Here is a 14,514-nt window from a genome sequence, read left to right on the forward strand (position 1 = left end):
CAACTTGTCCGGTGTTTTCCATATATATGGTGACCGGGGTCATCCCGTCCCGCGCCGTTACCAGACCGCGTTCAATCGCAAAGGGGCCGACACCGGCAAGGATATTTCCGCAATTCTGCGCATCGGTGACGATCGGCTGATCGACGAAAACCTGCAAGAACAGATAATCAACATCGACGCCATCACGGTCCGATTTGCGCACCACCGCAACCTTTGAGGTCAGCGGATCGGCCCCGCCCATACCGTCGATCTGGCGCGGATCCGGCGATCCCATGATCCCCAGCAAGGCCGCGTCGCGTGCGGCGCTGTTTTCGGGCAGATCGGATGCCAGGAAATAGCCGCCCTTGGAGGTGCCGCCACGCATCCACATCACCGGTATTCCATTTGCCATGTCTTGCCCTTTCCAAACGTCCGGCAGCCCTCGATTCCGAGCGCTGCCGGTTGCCGATCCGATCCGGATCAGACGTATTTCAAGCCTTTGTCAGCCAAACGCCCGCGCATATCGTAGATGTCGAGACCCAGTTCGCCCGCCTTCAGCCGGGCGCGCTTGAGTTCTTCATTGGCTTCGCGGGCGCGGGATTTTTCCAGCACCGCTTCGGCTTCGTCGCGGCGGACGACACAAACGCCATCATCGTCGGCAACGATAATATCGCCCGGGTTGATCTGTTCATTTGCACAGATGATCGGCACATTAACCGATCCCAGCACTTCCTTAACGGTTCCTTGAGCAAAGACTGCCTTGGACCAGACCGGGAAATTCATTTCGGTCAGGTCGCACACGTCGCGCACACCCGCGTCGATGATCAAACCGCGGCAACCGCGCACCTGCGCCGAGGTCGCCAGCAGGTCACCGAAATACCCGGCGTTGGACGGCGAGGTCGGGGCCAGAACCAGAATGTCGCCCGCCTGTAACTGTTCGATGGCGGCATGGACCATCCAGTTGTCGCAGGGCGCGGTGGAAATCGTCACCGCCGACCCGGCAATGCGGGCCCCGGCATAGATCGGCCGCATGTAATCGGCCAGCAAACCCTTGCGGCCTTGCGCTTCGTGCACCGTGGCAACGCCACATTCGGCCAGACCGTCGATGACCGCCTGATCGGCACGGGCGATGTTCTGGACGACGACGCCCTGTGTTCCGATGGGATATTCGCTCATGACAGTTCATCCACGCAGGTCGGAAAGATCGATTCGAAGCCTTCGGCATATTCTGCCGTCCGTCCGCCCGCCATGCCGCCGGAATTGCGGCGGAAATGGTTGGCGCGGTTCTTGGCGACGTTGGTATAGAAATCCCACAAATGGTGCTGACCTTCCATGCATTCGATGGCGGCGCGTTTCTTGTCCCAGACATCGGTGATGTCGAGGAAGACATTGGGCTTCCAACCCATCTGTTCGGTCTGGTGCGGTTCAAACAGATACAGCTGCGGCGCACCCAGCACTTTTTCACCCGGATTGTGCCCCCAGGCTTGCGCGATCATCCGGCAGGTCAGGGCGAATTCGGTCGTTTTCATGTGGTCGGTGTTATAGGGATCCCACTTGGAATGCGAGAACATGAAATTCGGCTGCACCTTGCGGATGATGTCGACGACCTTTCCTTCCGCTTCTTCACCGAAGCGCAGCGGGTAATCGCCCATATCAAGGAATTGGATATCATGCACATCCAGCGCCTTGGCGGCATTTTCCGCTTCTTTCTTGCGGATCGATTTGACCTCGTCGAGCGTCTTGCCCTCTTTCCAAAGACGCGCACTTTCGCCGCGTTCGCCGAAAGACAAGCAAACAACGGTCACGTCATAGCCCAGTTTCTGATGCTTGGCGATGGCGCCACCGCAGCGCCAGACGAAGTCGGCGGCATGGGCGCTGATGACAAGAGCGGATTTCTGTTCGGACATGGCAGACCTCTGAGGTTTTGAATTGGCCTTACTATACGCTTAGCGCGGGCAAACTTGCTATTTCGTTTCATCGCAGCCACTATTGATTTTCGCTATAGCGTGTACGAACGGCTAAAAATGAACGGTCAGGATTTCAATTTGCGCCATCTGCGCGCCTTCACCTTGGTCTGCCGTTTGGGCGGGGTTACGGCGGCGGCGGGTGCCGTGCATATGTCGCAACCCGCGATCACTCAGGCGATTGCCAAGCTTGAAGCGATCCTTGCTGAGCGGCTGCTGGTACGTAGCAGTCGGGGTATGTACCCCACAGAGGCGGGTAACATTTTCGCCCGACGCAGCGAACGGGCGCTGAACATCCTCAAACAAGGCTGCCTCGACGCCGCCGGACGACAAAAATCGGGGACAACGGCGCAATTCGACACAAGGATCACCAGCACCCAGCTCCGCGCGCTGATCGCGGTGGCCACCTACGGCAATTTTTCCGTCGCGGCACGGGCCAATGGCGTATCGCAGCCCTCGTTGTATCGTACGGCGCGCGAACTGGAAAAAGTTTCCGGGCTGACGCTCTATCGTGAATCCGAAAGCGGTTATGAACCGACGGCGGCGGCCCGCATTCTGATCCGTGCGGCCAAGCTGGCGTTTTACGATCTGGATCAGGCGCTTGATGAACTGTCTTCTTGGCGCGGCGCAAAAAGCGGCCGGATCGTGGTCGGTGCCCTGCCGTTGTCGCGCAGTGCCCTGCTGCCGCAGGCGATCAACCGAATGACCCGGGTCTACCCCGATATCGACATTCATGTGATCGACGGACCTTATGGCGATTTGCTGAACGGGCTGCGCCATGGTGAAATTGACCTGATGCTGGGCGCGTTGCGCGATCCGACGCCCGCTGATGACGTGACACAGACCCGGCTTTTCGACGACCGGCTTGGGATTTTCTGTCATCCCGGCCATCCACTGGCCGACCACCACGATATCCCGCTGGCTCAACTGACCAAGTACCCTTGGGTCCTGCCGCGTCAGGGCACCCCCACCCGCGAACAGGCCACCGCGTTTTTCCGTACCCGGTCCCTGCCGAACCCGACCCGAGTGATCGAAACCAGTTCGATGGTGCTGGCGCGCGGGTTACTAAAGGGCAGCAACCGGCTGACCATGATGTCGGTTTCGCAGGCACAGGTCGAAATCGAACATGGCGCGATGCAGCAACTGCCGATTGAAATCGGAGATACGCCGCGCCCGATCGGCATCACCCGGCGTCTCGACTGGCAACCGACCGAGTTACAGGAACGGTTCTTGACTGTGCTGAAAGATGTGGCTGTGCCCAGCCCAAAGTAAGGCCCGCGTACATTGTGGCCAGCGAAGCCGGGAAAAGATCAAAGGCATTGGCCCGCCCGGTCTCAGAGCACACACAAGGAAACCGCCTTAATGCGGTTTTTGCATCTGCCGTTCAATTTCGTCCAACGCGTCCTCGGCCTCTTCGGGATCGTCGGCGGGGATCGCATATTTTCCGCTCATCCAACGGCCCAGATCGATATCGGCGCAGCGCTTGGAACAGAATGGGCGAAACTTGGGATCGGATTTTTCCGAACAGATCGGACAGCTCATTTCAGAACCTCTGCCAATGGCAACCGGTCGCGTTTGCGCTGCAATTCGAAATGGCCCAGCGGCGTCCAACCGGCCTGAACGGTTTCAATCGGATCCGTCTTGAACGCAGACCGCAGCGACATTTCGAATGCGCGGCGGTCCTTCTTTGGCATCGGAGCCAAATCCAGCGTGATCTGCCCGCCTAAACCGCGCAGCCGCAACTGCCGCGGCAAGTCCTTCACCGCAGCGATATTGGCCTTCATCCCCGCTGCCGGAGACGTATCGCTGCCGGTATTCACATCCACAGCGACCAGCGCACGGGTGGGTTCGACATACATGAAAGCCCCCCCGCTCAATTGCACATGCGGTTGTCGCGCGGCGTCGATCATATCCAGCACGCCATGTCGTTCGAACCCGCCCGGGTCGGTCACGATCTCGGCCGGATCAATCCATTCGCGCCAAGCCAATTGGTGCGGACCATAGCCTTCGGTCAAGGTTTCGAGGTCGCCATCCCGATCAGCGATCACATTCGCCGCAAGATCGACCATGTCGGCAATATCTTCGGCGATTTCCTCCGCTTCACCCTCCGCGCAGGAGGACCGCAGGATCAGCCCCATTTCAGTCTCGCCCATCACGTCATGGGCAATACCCATCAGCATGTCGCGAATATCATCATCCTTGATCCGGCGGCTTATATTCAGCCCGGGTGCGTCGGGGGTGACAATCGCATAGCGACTTTTGAACAGCAGTTTCTGAGTGACCGGCAGCGCCTTGCCATCTTCGGCATAGCCGGTGACCTGCACCAACAACCGTTCGCCCGGCGCGATGCCCTTGACCTGACGCAGGAACGCCTTGCCGTCGGGTGTTTTCACAAACAACCCGCCCTGCCCCTTCATCGGACGTTCAGCCACGGCGCGATAGATGGTACCGACGCGCGGCTGATCGGAATCAATCAGAATATCGTCCAGCTTGCCATCGACAACCAGGGCCGCAGCTTCGCGCCCGTCGATATGATCGAGGATGATTTGACGGCCTATCATGCCTGCCTCCATAGCGGATATCCCGCAGCCTGAAGCAACCCGGCGGTTTCCGCCAGGGGCAGCCCTACCACCGCGGTGAACGATCCCGAAATCCATGGAATCAATGCACCTGCAGGCCCCTGAATGCCATAAGCCCCAGCTTTGCCCTGCCAATCCCCGGTCGCCAGATAGGCGTTCAATTCTTCATCGGACAAGTTTTTCATCCGCACCGATGTCACCACGTCCTTTTCCCAAACCTTATCGCCCCGGCGCACCGCAACTGCCGTGATCACCCGATGCCGCCGCCCTGACATGGCCAATAGGAATTGCGCCGCTTCACCCGCATTTTCGGGCTTGCCAAGAATCCGCCGCCCCAAGGCAACGGTGGTATCGGCGCACAGCACGATATCGTCGGGATCGGCGGTGACCGCGCGCACCTTTTCAATCGCCATACGCGCGCAATAGGGGCGCGGAAGTTCGTTTTTCAAAGGGGTTTCATCGATATCGGGCGGGCGGATATCATCCGCCACCACCCCGATTTGCGCCAGCAGCTCTTTGCGCCGCGGGCTGCCTGACCCGAGGATCAGGCGCACTTATTTAAAGCGGTAATTGATCCGACCCTTGGTCAGATCGTAAGGGGTCATTTCGACCTGAACCCGGTCGCCAGCCAGAACCCGGATGCGGTTCTTGCGCATCTTGCCTGCCGTATGCGCGATGATTTCATGGCCATTCTCAAGCTCGACCCGAAACGTCGCATTAGGCAGGAGTTCCTTCACGACACCGGGAAATTCGAGCATCTCTTCCTTGGCCATGTTATCTCCTTGCTATTTCGACCCGTCATGTGCGGGACGCGCGTTAAATGATCCCATTCCACCAGATTTTCAAGAGGGAATCGCCCTTACAACAGAATGCTGACCGGTTTTTCGCTGCGCACGCATTGTTCGTCCCAATGGGTTTTGTTCAGCACATGGCCATCGGCCCTCACGGCGCGGATCTGGTCAAGGTCAATCTCGGCATAGCTCCAGCCCGGTTGCCCAAGCGTGCCTTCTGCCATCACCCCGGTTGCCGGAAAGCCCATATCGGGTGGGCCGAAAACACCGCCCATGCCGGTATTTTCTTCAACCGCATAGATTTCGGGACGTGCACCCACCAGCGATGCCATGACGGTAACGCATTGTCCTTCCAGCGCCCGCGCCATCGCCCCGATCCGAACCCGCCAATACCCTTCCAATGCCTCGGTACAGGACGGTACGAGGATCACCTCGACCCCGGCTTCGATCAATGCCCGGCCCAGCAGCGGGAATTCGCTATCATAACAGATCAGCACCCCGATACGCCCCAGCGTGGTGTCGAAAACCTTCAACGGGGCAGCCCCGACAAGACCCCAGTCATCGCGTTCAAACCGGGTCAGAATCTGTTTATCCTGATAATCCATCCCCCCGGACGGCGCGAAAAACGGTGCGCGGTTCATCACCTTGCCACCCTCTTCCACCGGGGCAGATCCACCCAGGATATAGACGCCGAATTCTTGCGCCAGCGCAGAAAGAAGCGCATTTGACGCCGCCAAGCGCTGCGAAACGGCGCGAACCGATCCGTGCAGATCGGCGGCATCTTCCGGCCCCGCCAGGGAGGCCAGTTCCATCGCTCCGAATTCAGGAAAAAGCAGAAGGTCCGCGCCCTGCCCCGCCGCCTCGGCCACCCAAAGCCGCATCTTGTCCTCGTACCCGGCCCAATCGGAAAACCAATCCAATGGATAAGCCGCCGTTGCAACTTTCATGATTTTTCCTTTCTGCGCCCCAACCTCTTGGGTGGGTCTTTCTGAAAAAGGCGGCGGTTTCACGCCTGCCGCGGTGGCCCCCAACGTTCGATCAGTCGCTCGACGATCTCGTCGCGGCTTCTGCGATAAGCTTGCAGTTTCGCTTCGCGGACTTCACCCTGACCACTGGGATCGAAAATCGGCCAGTATTCGACTTCGAGATGAAAAATCCGGGTCAGTTCTTCTGCCTGCTGCTTGCTGGCCGGGGTCAGCGCCACGATCAGATCGAAGGAAGACAGATCTTCACCACATTCACTCAACTCATCGAAGTTCCGCGCCTTGTGGCGCGACAGTTCGACCCCCAGTTCCTGACACACAGCAATGGCAAATCCGTCGATTTCCATATCGCCTTTGACGCCGACGGATTGCACATAGGTGCCGGAACCGTAGAACTTTTTCATGATCCCTTCGGCCATGGGCGAGCGGATCGAATTGTGGTCACAGCAGAACAGGACCGATTGAGGCAGGGTATCAACCATGCCATCAGCCTCCGAAATGCAAGACGCAGATCAGGGTGAACAACCGCCGCGCGGTGTCTGTATCGACAGCGGCCTTGCCCTCTAGCCGTTCCTGCAAGATGCGCGCGCCTTCGTTATGAATCCCACGCCGCGCCATATCGATGGTTTCGATCTGGCTCGGCGGCATGTTTTTCACCGCATCGAAATAGCTTTCACAAATCGCCCAGTAATCCTTGACCACCTGACGGAACGGGCTGAGGCTGAGATGAAATTCGGCCGCCTTCTGTTCATCCTCGGTGGCAATATCGAAAACCAGCCGCTTTTCCTTGATCGACAGGTCAACATGATATGGCCCGTCGGGCACCGCCCGGTCATCGCGCTTGGGCAAGTCGAAACTGTTGTTTTCCAACAGGTCGAACATCGCCACTTTGCGTTCCTGTTCGATCTCCGGTGTCGGCGGTGGCAGGTTGCGGTCATCCAGATCGATATGGCTGATATGGGACATGGGCTTTGGGTCCTCATTCATTCAAATGGGTCAGGCGGGCGCGAACAGACAGCCCATGGGCTTGCAGGCTTTCCGAATTTGCCAGCGTTTCAGCCGAAGGTCCAATAGCGCGCAGCGCGGCAGGGGTCATTTTGGCCAATGTGGTGCGTTTAACGAAATCCATCACGCTCAGCCCAGATGAAAACCGGGCCGACCGCGCGGTGGGCAGCACGTGATTGGGGCCGCCGACGTAATCGCCGATCGCTTCGGGCGTCCATCCGCCTAGAAAAATCGCACCGGCATGGGTGATTTTTTCCGCCAAAGCGTCCGGATCGGCAACGCAGAGCTCGAGATGCTCCGGCGCCACCCGGTTCGACAATGCTGCAGCGCGGTCAAGATCGTCGACCACGATCACCGCCCCGTAATCGCGCCAGCTCGCCGCGGCGATCGCGCGCCGTTCCAGCGTTTCAAGATGACGTTCCACCGCCGTAGTCACCGCCTCGGCCAGTACCGGGCTATCGGTGATCAGAATCGACTGGGCGCTTTCGTCATGCTCGGCCTGACTCAGCAGGTCCAGCGCGATCCAATCGGGATTGCCGTCACCATCGGCAATGACCAGGATTTCCGACGGACCGGCGATCATGTCGATACCAACCTTGCCAAACACCCGCCGCTTGGCCGCAGCGACAAAGGCATTACCGGGTCCGGTGATCTTGTCCACCGGCGGAATCGTTTCTGTGCCATAGGCCAGCGCCGCCACCGCCTGTGCCCCGCCAATGCGGTAAATCTCGTCCACCCCGGCGATCTGTGCCGCCAGCAACACCAGCGGATTGGCCACGCCGTCAGGCGTCGGCACCACGATGGCCAACCGCTCCACCCCGGCAACCTTGGCCGGGATCGCATTCATCAGCACCGATGACGGATAAGATGCCAATCCGCCCGGCACATAAAGCCCCGCCGCCGATACCGGCGTCCAGCGCCAGCCCAGTTCGGCGCCGCTTTCATCGGTCCAATAGGCATCTTCGGGCATTTGTCTTTCGTGATAGGCGCGGATACGATCAGCGGCCAGTTCCAACGCATCACGTTCGTCGCCGGGCACCTCGGCGATCAGCGCCTCGATCTCGCTTTTCGAAAACCGCAGCGTTTGCGGTGTCAGCTGCAGCCGGTCGAACTTGGCCGTCAGATCGATCAGCGCCGCGTCACCACGGGCGCGCACATCGGCGATGATCCCGGCCACGATGTCATCGACATCGGGGCTGTCTTCGCGCTTGGCCCCCAGCAGCTCGGCAAAGGCGGTTTCGAAATTGTCATCCGAGGCGTTCAGAAATACAGGCATGGTCCCTCCGGGTCTTGATCCGACATACAAGGCCCGCGCGACAGGCTCAAGCACCCGATGACAGCACGACAACGGGCTTTGCCCCTTTTGGGCTGCCTGCCAATTCACCTTATTTTTTTAGGACCGTGATGAAACATCAATGCCGCAAGCTTCAGCTTGCTGAAAATACTCCCGCGCAATGCACGAAAACCCGAATGAATTTGGCAAAGACAAATTCGTGAGATATCCAGCGCACCCGGAACAGGCGCGCAATCAGATCACGTCGCGTCGGGATGTCCCGGTGCCTTGCCCGAAGGCGCACGATAAGGCCGTGTCACATCCTTCAACGTCACTTCCAGCGCTTCAACCTGCAACCGGATCGCACCATCCCCCGCCAATGTCAGCTCCACCGTGCCACCCGGGGCTTCTGCAGGATGCCAGTCCAGCGTCAGCAACGACAGAATCATATCCTTATCGCCCCGCTCCACCCCTTGCGACGCGATTTTCTGAACGTTGTCAAAAACCAGCACCGACTGCACCCGTTCCGCGCCGTGCCGGTCGCGACCGCGATCTTCCCAACGGAAGCGGTTCAACAAAACGGCGAATCGGCGGTCCTGCCGCCGCCACGTCATTTCCGAAGCCGGAAACACCGCATCCTGCACCAGCGTCGAAATGACCTGCAGATCTTCGGGTTCCAGCGCCCCAAGATTCAGCGGTGCCTCGCGCCCGTCTTCAAATCGCGCATCTTCGCTCATGATCCGCTCACCCGTTCAATTTTGGCGCCAACATTGCGCAATTTCTCTTCGACCCGTTCATAGCCACGATCAAGATGGTAAACCCGGTTGACGATGGTTTCGCCTTCGGCTGCAAGCCCGGCGAGGATCAACGAAACGCTGGCGCGCAAATCGGTCGCCATCACCGGCGCCCCTTTCAGTCGTTCGACCCCGCTCACGGTAGCCGTTCCGCCCTGCACGTCAATCCGTGCCCCCATGCGCACCAGTTCGGGCGCATGCATGAAGCGGTTTTCGAAAATGCGTTCTTCCAGAACCGATGTACCCTCGGCGGTACACATCAGCGCCATCATCTGCGCCTGTAGATCGGTGGGAAAGCCCGGGAAGGGTTCGGTCACCACATCGACTGCCCGGACCCGCCCGTTCTTGCACGCGACCTTCAGTCCGGCCGCAGTTTCTTCCACCGCGATCCCGGCCTGATCCAGCTTTTCGCAAAAGGCTCCGACCAGATCGATACGTCCCCCCAGGAGCTCGACTTCGCCGCCGCAGATCGCCGGGGCCAGCATATAAGTGCCCAGTTCGATCCGGTCGGTCACGACCGGGTGGGTGGCGCCATGCAGCCGATCGACGCCCTGAATGGTGATGATGGAAGTGCCTTCACCTTCGATCTGGGCCCCCATCTTGCGCAGGCACTGGACCAGATCAACGATTTCGGGTTCGCGCGCTGCGTTCTTCAATACAGTGGTCCCCTTGGCCAGCGTCGCTGCCATCACCACGTTTTCGGTCGCCCCTACCGACGCAAAGCGCAACTCGTGCACTGCACCTTTCAACCCGCCGGGTGCCTTGGCGTGCAGATAACCGTCGCGCAGATCAATCTCGGCACCCATCGCTTCCAGCGCGGTGGTGTGGATATCCATCGGCCGCGCCCCGATGGCGCAGCCGCCGGGCAACGACACTTCGGCATGACCTTCACGTGCCAAAAGCGGCCCCAGCACCAGATTCGACGCGCGCATTTTGCGCACGATATCGTAATCAGCCCGCGTGGTGGTCAGGTTATGGCTCGACATTGCCTGTACCTGACCGTCTTGCATGCTGGTGACCTCGGCGCCCAGCGATTGCAGCAATTCGGTCATTGTCTTGATGTCGCTCAGCCGCGGCGCATTGGTCAGGGTCAGGGGTTCTTCGCTCAGCAATGTCGCCGGCATTAGCGCCAGACAGGCATTCTTGGCCCCGGCGATCGGGATTTGCCCCTTCACGGGACCGTTGCCCGTTACGATAATCGAATCCATCAATCCTGCCCCTTGTCGGCTTGTGTGCTGGCATCAACGGCACGCGCACGCGCCTGCGCTTTGCGTTTGGCCATATTTGCCTTCAACGCGGCCTTCAACCGGTCCTCGCGCGGATCGGACTTTTTTGGTTGTTTTTTGCTGGGATTATTCTGCTCCATAAACCTGTCTTACATGAGGCGGGAAAAACCGTCCAGATAACGCTTGCACCCGGAATCAATTCCCGTTAATCAGCCCCCCACGGTCGGACAGGACATAATCCTGCGACCGGAAAACGGCGCTGCTGTAGCTCAGTGGTAGAGCACTCCCTTGGTAAGGGAGAGGTCGACAGTTCAATCCTGTCCAGCAGCACCATATTCCAATTCAATCCGTCGTCGCACCGCACCGCCAAGCCGGTAGCGGTCAGTCATGGCTGGCAAGCTTTGCCAGACCAGCGATCAAGTCGTTGCTCATACCGCTTTGCTGCATGTGGTTGCGCAAGAGCTGATTATAGCCACCGGGTGTGTCGATCGCCCCGAGCATTGCAGCGCAATCAGAACCTTGCAGGCTGGATCCAACCAGGTGGCGCAGGAATGTCTCGGCCTGATCCGGGTCGGACACCCGCGCACCAAGCCATCGGGCGGCGTCGGACACCAGTGTCACCGCCGGTGACAAAACTGCCTGTGCCGCAAGGTAGGCGGCCATTTCCCCAGCGTCCCGTATTTCATAGACGGTATTGCGGCCCCCGAATATCGCATTCACCAGTCCGATCTCGCCCTGCGCCATGATCGGCGACCCGCCACCGACTATGCCGGGAAATGGCATCATGATCGCGACGGCATCGGCCGGAGCGACCATCGCTGCGACCTCGCCCAATGATGCACCGGCCATCAGGGTAATCACCTGCTGATCGGCGCGGAATGTCAGCCCAGGCAAAATTTCTGACGCCGCATCGGCCAACAGCCCGAGAATCACCACCTCGCTATCTTCCAACACCTGCTGATTATCAGCGACAGAAACATTGTCGAACCTGTTCGACAGCCGTTGCGCATGTGCGGCACTGCGCTTTGATACGGTGATGGTATGACCATCGCCCGCAATGCCTTCGACCACCGCCGACGCGATGGTTCCCAACCCCAAAACCCCGATTCTCATTCCACGCTCCTTACACCTTTGGACCAGCATTGCGTGTTGATGAACGGCAATCCAGCCCACCCTTACAATATTGATCGTGCCAGAACGCATTAAACAGAAGTCTTGGATCAATCGCGGCTGGGTGCTTTCTATCAGGGCCGGCACCCGAATTGGATTTCAGTACCACGCATCCGCCATGGATGCCTTTTTGCGCGCGATGAAGTCTTTTAGTGCCAAATCGGTATCCTCTGCCATTTCTGGTGGTTGATAAGTTTCCAATACCTGTTTCCAGCGCCGGTTGGCCCGAGTGGCCATGTCGATGCCGCCCTGTTCGGACCATGTTTCGAACGGCTGATCGTCATTCAGCGCACTATCCCAATAGGCGGTTTTATAGTGGCGCAACGTATGCTGCGTGCTGAACAGGTGCTGGCCCGGCCCCTGTTCGGCCAAGGCCTCGACAGCCAGCGCATCATCACTGACATCGATCCCGTGCAGATAGGAATGCAGCGCGCCGCACATGTCGCAATCCATCACGAACTTTTCATAAGACATCGACAGCAGACCATCGAGGAACCCGGCCGAATGCAGAATGAAATTGGCCCCGCCCTGCACTGCCGACATCATCGACATCATCGCCTGCTGCATCGCCTGCCCGTCCGGTAGTTTCGACGTTGCAAAATTGCCCGCACAACGCAGCGGCAGCTTGAACCGCCGCGCCATCTGGCCCATCACCAACGATCCCAGCGCCGGTTCCGGGGTGCCGAATGTGGGCGACCCCGAACGCAGCGCCATGGTGCTGAGAAACCCGCCCAACACCACCGGAACACCGGGGCGGACCAGTTGAGCCAGCGCACAGGCAGCCATCGATTCAGCCAGGCATTGCGCCACGCCCCCCGCCATGGTCAACGGTGCCACCGCGCCCCCCAGCAGGAACGGCACATGAATCGACCCCTGCCCGGCCCGGGCATAGGCGGTGATGCCCTGCGTTGTTACCCCGTCCAGAACCAAGGGCGATGTGGTGTTGAAATTACCCATGATCACGCAGTTCTGGTCGACGAAATCCGCGCCGAACAACAGGCGGCACATCTCGATCGAATCCTCTGCCCGTTCTGGCGCTGTGATCGACCCCAGAAAGCCGCGGTCGGAATAGCGCATATGAGCATAGACCATATCCAGGTGCCGCTTGTTCACCGCCACATCGGTCGGTTCGCAAATGGTGCCGCCGGAATGGTGCAGCCAAGGCGAAGATTGCCCCAATTTCACAAGGTTTTCGAAATCCTGAATCGTGCCATATCGGCGGCCCTGATCCAGATCCATCACAAAAGGCGATCCATAAGCCGGGGCAAAGACCATCGCATCGCCGCCGATTTCCACGGATTTCAGAGGGTTGCGCGCATGTTGAGTGAACCGTTCGGGCGCGGTCTTCACGATCTCGCGGATCATCCCGGGTTCAAATTTGATGTTCCAGACATCGTTACCGATGGCGCTCACCTGCCCGCCGGCGTGGCGGAACAGGTCGACCGCAGCAGGATCATCGCGAAATTCGATCCCGATCTCGGCCAGAATGCGATCCATCGCGGCCTCGATCCGGTCCAGGCTTTCGGGGCCCAGCAAGTCATAGCTGGGAATCTGGCGGGTAATGAAAGGTACCTGAAGATGCAGGTTCTGGCCGGCTTCATTCCTTCGCGTTGCCCGGTCTTTGCTGCGGCGATTGCGCCGCCCGCTCCGGGCCGGTTTGTTTGCCTCCATCAACATGGCGATCTCCCTCGTTGCGCTATCTGCGATGACAAACCCTGCGAATCCGGCGGTCGGTTGACAACCGCAATAAGACTCATCAAGACTTAGTTAAACTAATCCAAAAACACGGTATTTCCCTATTTCACTGGAGATTGAGATTAATCAGGACCAATCAATCTATGGCATTTCATCCCTATAACCTGCCCTCCCTCAGCGCGCTTATCAGCTTCGAAGCAGCCGCCCGCCATGTCAGTTTCAAAGCCGCAGCGCAGGAACTGAACGTCACTCCGGCGGCGGTCAGCCACCAGATCAAGGCGCTGGAAACCGAATTGCGTCAGGTGCTGTTTCGCCGCAATCACCGCGGGGTGGAATTGACCGAAACCGGGGCCTATCTGCTGGTTGCGCTGCAACGCGGGTTCGAAGAAATTTCCGATGCGGTGGCGCAATTGCGGTCGGACGCTTCTGGCGCAGGAGTTACGATCCGGGCCTCGAACGCGGTCAGTTCGCAATGGCTGGCCCCGAAACTGGCCGAATTCTGGCAAAGTCACCCGCATATCCCGGTATCGCAGAATGTCACCGATTTTCCCGATCATGCCCCAGCCTGCGATCTGAGCATCGAATACGGCCTGATCGACGATGACAAAGGCGATGTCAGGCTGTTGTTTCGGGACCGTATTGCGGCGCTTGGCAGTCCGAGTTTTGCGGCCCGGCACCGGATCGACACGGTTGCCGATTTCGCGCGCACACCGCTTATTCACATGGACATGCCCGCCACTGGCTGGACCCACTGGTCAGACTGGTGCCGGGCGCTTGGGTATGACGGGCCACTGGGCGGCGGATATCGGGTCAATAACTATGTTATCGCGTTGCAGGCCGCACAGGGCGATATGGGCGCGGTACTGGGCTGGGGTGGATTGACCGGGTCGCTATTGACGTCCGGTGCATTGGTTAAACTCTGGTCCGAAGACCTGCCATCGCCACGGGATTTTTATATCAAGCTGCATCCGGGCGCGACACGCCAAGCGGTGATCGTGCGCGACTGGCTGCTGAAATTTGCGGATCGGGGAAATCCGAACATGGCTCCGGCCTAA

At 59.1% G+C, this 14,514-nt stretch carries 18 protein-coding genes and 1 tRNA gene (1 of these 19 cut by a window edge); 3 read left to right on the top strand and 16 right to left on the bottom strand.

Features of this window, described 5'->3' with window-relative positions; all coding sequences use genetic code 11:
* From TG4357_RS04820 to TG4357_RS04830, 3 genes are all read right to left on the bottom strand, one after another.
* A protein-coding gene (locus tag TG4357_RS04820; protein ID WP_139193653.1) for a 4-oxalomesaconate tautomerase crosses the window boundary here: on the bottom strand, window positions 1–391 show its beginning. Its footprint begins 668 nt before the window's first position; the window shows 391 of its 1,059 coding nt (coding positions 1–391); its start codon is at window positions 389–391; its stop codon lies beyond the left edge, outside the window.
* 68 nt (window positions 392–459) lie between these two features.
* Complete coding sequence (locus TG4357_RS04825; protein ID WP_058261743.1) at window positions 460–1,155, bottom strand: 4-carboxy-4-hydroxy-2-oxoadipate aldolase/oxaloacetate decarboxylase; 696 nt, start codon at window positions 1,153–1,155, stop codon at window positions 460–462.
* Complete coding sequence (locus TG4357_RS04830; protein ID WP_058261744.1) at window positions 1,152–1,886, bottom strand: PIG-L deacetylase family protein; 735 nt, start codon at window positions 1,884–1,886, stop codon at window positions 1,152–1,154. Before TG4357_RS04830 ends, TG4357_RS04825 begins: the two co-directional genes overlap by 4 nt.
* 54 nt (window positions 1,887–1,940) lie before the next feature.
* On the opposite strand from TG4357_RS04830, the gene TG4357_RS04835 reads away from it, so the two are divergent.
* Entirely contained in the window at window positions 1,941–3,215 is a 1,275-nt protein-coding gene (locus tag TG4357_RS04835) for a LysR family transcriptional regulator (protein WP_139193654.1), read from the top strand.
* Between the two features lie 87 nt (window positions 3,216–3,302).
* Here the strand turns inward: TG4357_RS04835 and TG4357_RS04840 are convergent, their stop codons facing one another.
* The 11 genes from TG4357_RS04840 to TG4357_RS19650 form a co-directional block, all read right to left on the bottom strand.
* Window positions 3,303–3,485 carry a DNA gyrase inhibitor YacG gene (locus tag TG4357_RS04840; RefSeq protein ID WP_058261746.1) on the bottom strand — a complete coding sequence of 61 codons (183 nt, stop codon included), beginning with the start codon at window positions 3,483–3,485 and terminating at the stop codon, window positions 3,303–3,305.
* Window positions 3,482–4,504, bottom strand: a complete 1,023-nt coding sequence (locus TG4357_RS04845) for a ribonuclease E/G (RefSeq protein ID WP_058261747.1) — start codon at window positions 4,502–4,504, stop codon at window positions 3,482–3,484. The genes TG4357_RS04840 and TG4357_RS04845 overlap by 4 nt, the downstream gene beginning before the upstream one ends.
* The gene (locus TG4357_RS04850) at window positions 4,501–5,076 is read right to left on the bottom strand and encodes a Maf family protein (RefSeq protein WP_058261748.1); all 576 of its coding nucleotides are present in this window, start codon (window positions 5,074–5,076) and stop codon (window positions 4,501–4,503) included. Before TG4357_RS04850 ends, TG4357_RS04845 begins: the two co-directional genes overlap by 4 nt.
* Window positions 5,077–5,295: a translation initiation factor IF-1 gene (gene infA / locus TG4357_RS04855; RefSeq protein ID WP_037209844.1), complete on the bottom strand. Its 219-nt coding sequence runs from the start codon at window positions 5,293–5,295 to the stop codon at window positions 5,077–5,079.
* 86 nt (window positions 5,296–5,381) lie between these two features.
* A complete protein-coding gene (locus TG4357_RS04860; protein ID WP_058261749.1) occupies window positions 5,382–6,260 on the bottom strand; it encodes a carbon-nitrogen hydrolase family protein in 879 nt (292 codons plus the stop codon).
* A 59-nt stretch (window positions 6,261–6,319) separates the two neighbouring features.
* Entirely contained in the window at window positions 6,320–6,778 is a 459-nt protein-coding gene (locus TG4357_RS04865; protein ID WP_058261750.1) for an arsenate-mycothiol transferase ArsC, read from the bottom strand.
* Window positions 6,779–6,782: 4 nt separating this feature from the next.
* Window positions 6,783–7,262 carry a UPF0262 family protein gene (locus tag TG4357_RS04870; protein ID WP_058261751.1) on the bottom strand — a complete coding sequence of 160 codons (480 nt, stop codon included), beginning with the start codon at window positions 7,260–7,262 and terminating at the stop codon, window positions 6,783–6,785.
* A gap of 13 nt (window positions 7,263–7,275) precedes the next feature.
* A complete protein-coding gene (gene hisD, locus TG4357_RS04875; protein WP_058261752.1) occupies window positions 7,276–8,577 on the bottom strand; it encodes a histidinol dehydrogenase in 1,302 nt (433 codons plus the stop codon).
* Between the two features lie 257 nt (window positions 8,578–8,834).
* Complete coding sequence (locus tag TG4357_RS04880; RefSeq protein WP_058261753.1) at window positions 8,835–9,311, bottom strand: DUF2948 family protein; 477 nt, start codon at window positions 9,309–9,311, stop codon at window positions 8,835–8,837.
* The gene (gene murA / locus TG4357_RS04885) at window positions 9,308–10,576 is read right to left on the bottom strand and encodes a UDP-N-acetylglucosamine 1-carboxyvinyltransferase (protein WP_058261754.1); all 1,269 of its coding nucleotides are present in this window, start codon (window positions 10,574–10,576) and stop codon (window positions 9,308–9,310) included. The genes TG4357_RS04880 and murA overlap by 4 nt, the downstream gene beginning before the upstream one ends.
* Complete coding sequence (locus tag TG4357_RS19650; RefSeq protein WP_168370967.1) at window positions 10,576–10,734, bottom strand: hypothetical protein; 159 nt, start codon at window positions 10,732–10,734, stop codon at window positions 10,576–10,578. The genes murA and TG4357_RS19650 overlap by 1 nt, the downstream gene beginning before the upstream one ends.
* 118 nt (window positions 10,735–10,852) lie before the next feature.
* Here TG4357_RS19650 and TG4357_RS04890 point away from each other — a divergent pair.
* Window positions 10,853–10,927, top strand: a tRNA-Thr gene (locus TG4357_RS04890).
* 48 nt (window positions 10,928–10,975) lie between these two features.
* On the opposite strand, the gene TG4357_RS04895 is transcribed toward TG4357_RS04890, so the two are convergent.
* Both TG4357_RS04895 and TG4357_RS04900 read right to left on the bottom strand, forming a co-directional pair.
* Window positions 10,976–11,707: an NAD(P)-binding domain-containing protein gene (locus TG4357_RS04895; RefSeq protein WP_058261755.1), complete on the bottom strand. Its 732-nt coding sequence runs from the start codon at window positions 11,705–11,707 to the stop codon at window positions 10,976–10,978.
* 156 nt (window positions 11,708–11,863) lie between these two features.
* Window positions 11,864–13,435 carry a trimethylamine methyltransferase family protein gene (locus TG4357_RS04900; protein WP_082644095.1) on the bottom strand — a complete coding sequence of 524 codons (1,572 nt, stop codon included), beginning with the start codon at window positions 13,433–13,435 and terminating at the stop codon, window positions 11,864–11,866.
* A gap of 167 nt (window positions 13,436–13,602) precedes the next feature.
* Between TG4357_RS04900 and TG4357_RS04905 the strand changes: the two genes are divergently transcribed.
* Window positions 13,603–14,514, top strand: a complete 912-nt coding sequence (locus TG4357_RS04905; protein WP_058261757.1) for a LysR family transcriptional regulator — start codon at window positions 13,603–13,605, stop codon at window positions 14,512–14,514.

It is taken from the genome of Thalassovita gelatinovora, assembly GCF_001458355.1.
Classification (GTDB): Bacteria; Pseudomonadota; Alphaproteobacteria; order Rhodobacterales; family Rhodobacteraceae; genus Thalassobius; species Thalassobius gelatinovorus.